At 62.4% G+C, this 4,182-nt stretch carries 5 protein-coding genes; 1 reads left to right on the top strand and 4 read right to left on the bottom strand.

What is annotated here, in order from left to right; translation table 11 throughout:
* A partial coding sequence (locus AC5E6W_RS10285) for an aminotransferase class I/II-fold pyridoxal phosphate-dependent enzyme (RefSeq protein ID WP_491752204.1) occupies nucleotides 1-505 on the bottom strand: 505 nt, incomplete at its 3' end.
* 82 nt (nucleotides 506-587) lie between these two features.
* On the opposite strand from AC5E6W_RS10285, the gene AC5E6W_RS10290 reads away from it, so the two are divergent.
* Entirely contained in the window at nucleotides 588-1,547 is a 960-nt protein-coding gene (locus tag AC5E6W_RS10290; RefSeq protein WP_491752205.1) for a hypothetical protein, read from the top strand.
* A gap of 334 nt (nucleotides 1,548-1,881) precedes the next feature.
* Here the strand turns inward: AC5E6W_RS10290 and miaA are convergent, their stop codons facing one another.
* The 3 genes from miaA to AC5E6W_RS10305 all read right to left on the bottom strand — a co-directional run.
* Nucleotides 1,882-2,808: a tRNA (adenosine(37)-N6)-dimethylallyltransferase MiaA gene (gene miaA / locus AC5E6W_RS10295; RefSeq protein ID WP_491752206.1), complete on the bottom strand. Its 927-nt coding sequence runs from the start codon at nucleotides 2,806-2,808 to the stop codon at nucleotides 1,882-1,884.
* Nucleotides 2,809-2,843: 35 nt separating this feature from the next.
* Complete coding sequence (locus AC5E6W_RS10300; RefSeq protein ID WP_491752207.1) at nucleotides 2,844-3,077, bottom strand: hypothetical protein; 234 nt, start codon at nucleotides 3,075-3,077, stop codon at nucleotides 2,844-2,846.
* Between the two features lie 3 nt (nucleotides 3,078-3,080).
* Nucleotides 3,081-4,182, bottom strand: a 1,102-nt coding sequence (locus tag AC5E6W_RS10305) for a TonB C-terminal domain-containing protein (RefSeq protein WP_491752208.1), incomplete at its 5' end; no start/stop codon positions are given.

A 4,182-nucleotide genomic window follows, 5' to 3' on the forward strand; every position in this document is an offset into this window, starting at 1 on the left:
GGTCCACATCCTTGTGGCGAAAGACCTTGATCTTGGCCCGCGACAGACGAGCACCATCGATGATCGAAGCGTGATTGAGCTCGTCGCTGAGGATGAAGTCTTCCTTGCTGAGAATGGAGGATACCGTTCCAGCGTTGGCTGCAAAGCCTGACTGAAACACCACGCAGGCCTCGACGCCTTTAAACGCCGCGATCTTCTCTTCGAGCTCCATGTGAATGCGCATGGTCCCGGCAATCGTACGCACCGCGCCAGAACCGACACCATACTTTTCTGTCGCCGCAACGGCTGCCTCGCGCAGCTTCGGGTGATTGCAGAGACCGAGGTAGTTATTTGAGGCGAGGTTTATCACCTCGCGGCCATCGTAGTGGCAAACTGCGGCCTGTTCGTCGTCGAGCACGCGCAGCTTGAAGTAGGTTCCGCGTTCGCGCAGGTCATTGAGCGCGGCGCTCAGATGCGCCAGTTGCGGACGGGTTGTCTCGGTTTTACTCTCAATCGTTTCCATCATCTTGTTGTCGATATTAAACCTTTCGAGCAGGCAGCGATACCGCAAGGCTCGGGCATCACACCTCAAGTATCAGGAATAAGTAATGGGCTCAACCATCCTGAAAGAAGCCGCGGAATGTTCCAGCGGCAAGGAGATCGTGATGAACCTCAGCACAAGACTTCGTTTTAGCGCCGCCACCGGCCTAATGGCGTTCGTGTTTCTTACCGGCTGCGAAAGCAAGCAGGACAAGGCGCTCGATCAAGCCAAGGCGGCCGCGGCTTCCACCAACACCGCCCAGCAAATCCAATACGTTGATAAGAGCGGCAACACTGTAACCACCACCGTTCAGCCTCCCGCGGCCGCAGGCCAGCCGGAGCAGGTGGCCACCACCACCACACCGCCGCCTCCGGGTCCCGTGCCTGCAGCCACGCAGCCGGTAATTACACCGGTGAACGCAGCCGGACAAGCCGCGGGACCCACGCAGTACACCACCGGCACCACGACGACAGCAGGTGCTCCGGCACAGGCTCCTGCTCCTCCGCCGCCCATCAGCCTTACCGTTCCCGCGGGCACGGAGCTGGCTATCCGGATCAACCAGCACATCAGCGTGAAGCACGCTCATGCCGGCGATCGCTTCTCGGGTGAGGTAGTAGAGCCTGTAACGAGCAATGGCAGCGTGGTCATTCCGCGCGGAACCCATGTCTCGGGCCGTATTGACGAAGCCCATCGCCGCGGTCACTTCGCAGGACGCTCGGTGCTCGAGCTTCGCCTGACTTCCATGAATCTGAACGGCAATGATTACGCGCTCGATACGCACGACAATGTGAGCACCAAGAAAGGCAAGGGCAAGCGGACTGGCGCCTTTATCGCCGGCATGACCGGAGCAGGCATGGTGATCGGTGGCATTGCTACCGGCGGCGTTGGCCTGGCTATCGGTGGTGCAGCGGGTGCCGGTGCGGGAACACTCCTGGCTGGAACGACGGGCAACCGCGACATCGAGATTCCCGCGGAGTCGATCATGCACTTCCGGCTTGCGGACGACCTTGTTGTGCAGAACCCGTAGCTGTAAAGATGTACATAGACAAGGCCCGTCCATAAATGGACGGGCCTTGGTGCTTTGTGGAGCGAATGGGCTAGACGATGGGTGGGCAGGAGGTCCAGGCCAGGAACTGGTGCTCACACTCTTCGCAGACCGGTTCGGTCTCCTCGATCATCATGGAGTGAGAGGTGTGGTGGGCTATTTCTTCGGCTTCTACGCGAATCCTTTCAAAGCTGCCGTGGCAACGAGCGCAAATCACTGTCTCCATCATGGAAGAATTCCTCCGTGAGAAGCATGTTAGCGGCTGCGTGGGGTTTTTGGCAGGGAAATTTGCTTTCAGTGCGGGCTGCGTTCAGTTTTAAGGGTTAAATTGGGCCGTTGTAAGTTCGAGGGCTGCGGACTGCAGGGTTTTGTGGTCGCCGAAGCCAAGCAGCCAGTGGATCGCGGGGTCGCGGCGGAACCAGGTTAGCTGGCGTTTGGCGTAGTTCCGATGGCCCTGCTGAGCGGCGGTGATAGCTTCGGGAAGGATAATTTCGCCGCGAAGGACAGACATCGCCTGCGCATAACCGAGCGAAGTCAGGGCGCGGCAATCTTCGCCGAAGCGCGTCCGAAGCATGTCGGTTTCGGCGACGAGGCCACGGTCGAACATGGCGGCGGCGCGGTGGTTGATTCGGTCGTAGAGAGCTTCGCGTGGCGGATTGAGGCCGAATTGGACGATGCGATAGCCGGTGAGGGGGTCGCGGCCTTCGGTCCACTGTTCTGTTTGCGGACGGCGCGCGGCGAGGGTGACCTCGATGCTGCGGATGAGCTTAGGCTCGTCATTGGCGTGGATGAGTTCGGAGGCACGCCGGTCGAGGCGCCGCAGGATGCGATGGAGATAGCCGGAACCGCGTGTGGCGACGAGGGCGCGCAGGCGGTCGCGCAATGCTTCGTCGCGAGGTGGGGCCGGGGCGAGGCCCTCGAGCAGCGCGCGCAGGTAAAGGCCTGTGCCACCTGCGATGATGGGCAACTTGCCGCGTTGCTTAATGTCCGCGATGGCGGAGCGGGCGTGGCGGGCGTAGTCGCCGGCGGTGCAGGACTCGTTGGGCCAGTAGAGATCGAGGCAATGGTGCGGGACGCGGGCGCGTTCTTCCAGCGTGGGCTTCGCGGACCCGATGTCCATGAGGCGGTAGACAGTGACCGAGTCGCAGCTGACGATTTCGCCGTTGAGGGACTCGGCCAGATGCAGAGCAAGGGCGGTTTTGCCGCTGGCGGTTGGACCGGCGACAACGATAAACGGCGTCATGGACGCGGCCGACGTTTGGTCAAGCCCGGACGGCGTCATGGACGCCACCAGCCGGGGACGAACACGCGGCTGAAACCGGCGCGGAACATGCTGGCCAGCAGAACGAGTAGGGCCAATAGGATGAGGCCGCGGACGACGCTGCGGAACTCCAGGATTTCGCGATTGCGGAGGTAGCTTTTCTGGTCTTGCGTAGCGCGATCCAGAGTCCGCGTGGAGGGCGGAATGCGCGGCGGATCAGCTCGGCGGGGAGGCGGGGCCATGGCGTTCATGGTCTAGCGCCCGATGTCCTTGTTCACCAGGAAGTGGATGCGAAGCTCCAGGTTGGGTCCGTGAAACTGCGAGGGCAATGGCGGGTACTGGCCTTCGGCGATGATGGCGTTCCAGCAGGATTTGTCGATGGCGACGTCGTGCGTGGAGCCATCGAGGTGCATGCCGTTGATCATTAGATTGCCATCCGGGAGGATGGTGAAGCGGATAAAGGTTTCGCCCTGCTTGGAGATGGGCGGCTGGGCTTCTGCCGGGATAAGCGGGAGCCAGTTGCGCTTGATATCGGCGATGATGCGCTTCAGGTACGGGTCGAAGTCGACGCCCTGTGTGTCGGAGAGGATATCGATGCCGCCGCCTAGCGGGTTAGAGGGACTGGCATCGAACTGCGTGCCATTGCCACCTCGGCCGCGAGCAGCCTTGTTGAGAGCGCTTTGGATGCTTTCGCCGGGTGTGCTGGGGCCGGTGTTGAAGTTAGGCCGAGTGGAGGGCTGCGGTGCGGGAGCGTCCGGCACATTGGGCGCAGGATTGCGCGGGAGTGGGGTGGGCGCCGAGGGTAAGGGCGGTGGCGCGGTGTTGGTGGGCGCCGGAGTGGTGGGCGTGGGTGCGGCAGCCGTGGGGGCTGGAGCAGACGGCGCTGGCGCGGCACGGTTCATCGCCTGGAGGCGCTTCATGGTCTGGTTATCGAGCTTGGGCGCGGGTTTGGGCGCGATTCGAGGCGCGTGCGGAAGGACCGGCATGTTCAGCTGGGTGACTTCGCGGTTCTTCAGGACGTCGGCCGGGTTAATGAGCTGCGGTGCATGCCAGAGGACGCGCGGTCCGTAGAAAACGAGCCAGGCGATGGCGATCCAGACGAAGACGGAGATGTAGATGGATTCGCGGAAGCGGCCGCGGGCACGCTCGTCTTCGATGGTGTCCAGTAGCTTGACGAGTTCGTGCTCGTCGAGCTCCCCGTAGCGGTTGGTGCGAAAGCGGGCGATGGGCTGGATGGGCTGTTGCTGACCGCCGTGGGGGACGAATGACAGGGGCGCGTGGGGGTCTGCGGGCTGCTGCGGTGCGAGCTCCGGCGACTGCGGCTCCGGTGTTGGTTGACCGGGATCTGTTGGGGTC

This window comes from Bryocella sp., assembly GCF_058498515.1.

Excerpts from the sequence above, each read along its gene's own strand:
- AC5E6W_RS10300 (WP_491752207.1), bottom strand. The coding sequence starts at position 3,077 with ATGAACGCCATGGCCCCGCCTCCCCGCCGAGCTGATCCGCCGCGCATT.
- miaA (WP_491752206.1), bottom strand. The coding sequence starts at position 2,808 with ATGACGCCGTTTATCGTTGTCGCCGGTCCAACCGCCAGCGGCAAAACC.
- AC5E6W_RS10290 (WP_491752205.1), top strand. The coding sequence starts at position 588 with ATGGGCTCAACCATCCTGAAAGAAGCCGCGGAATGTTCCAGCGGCAAG.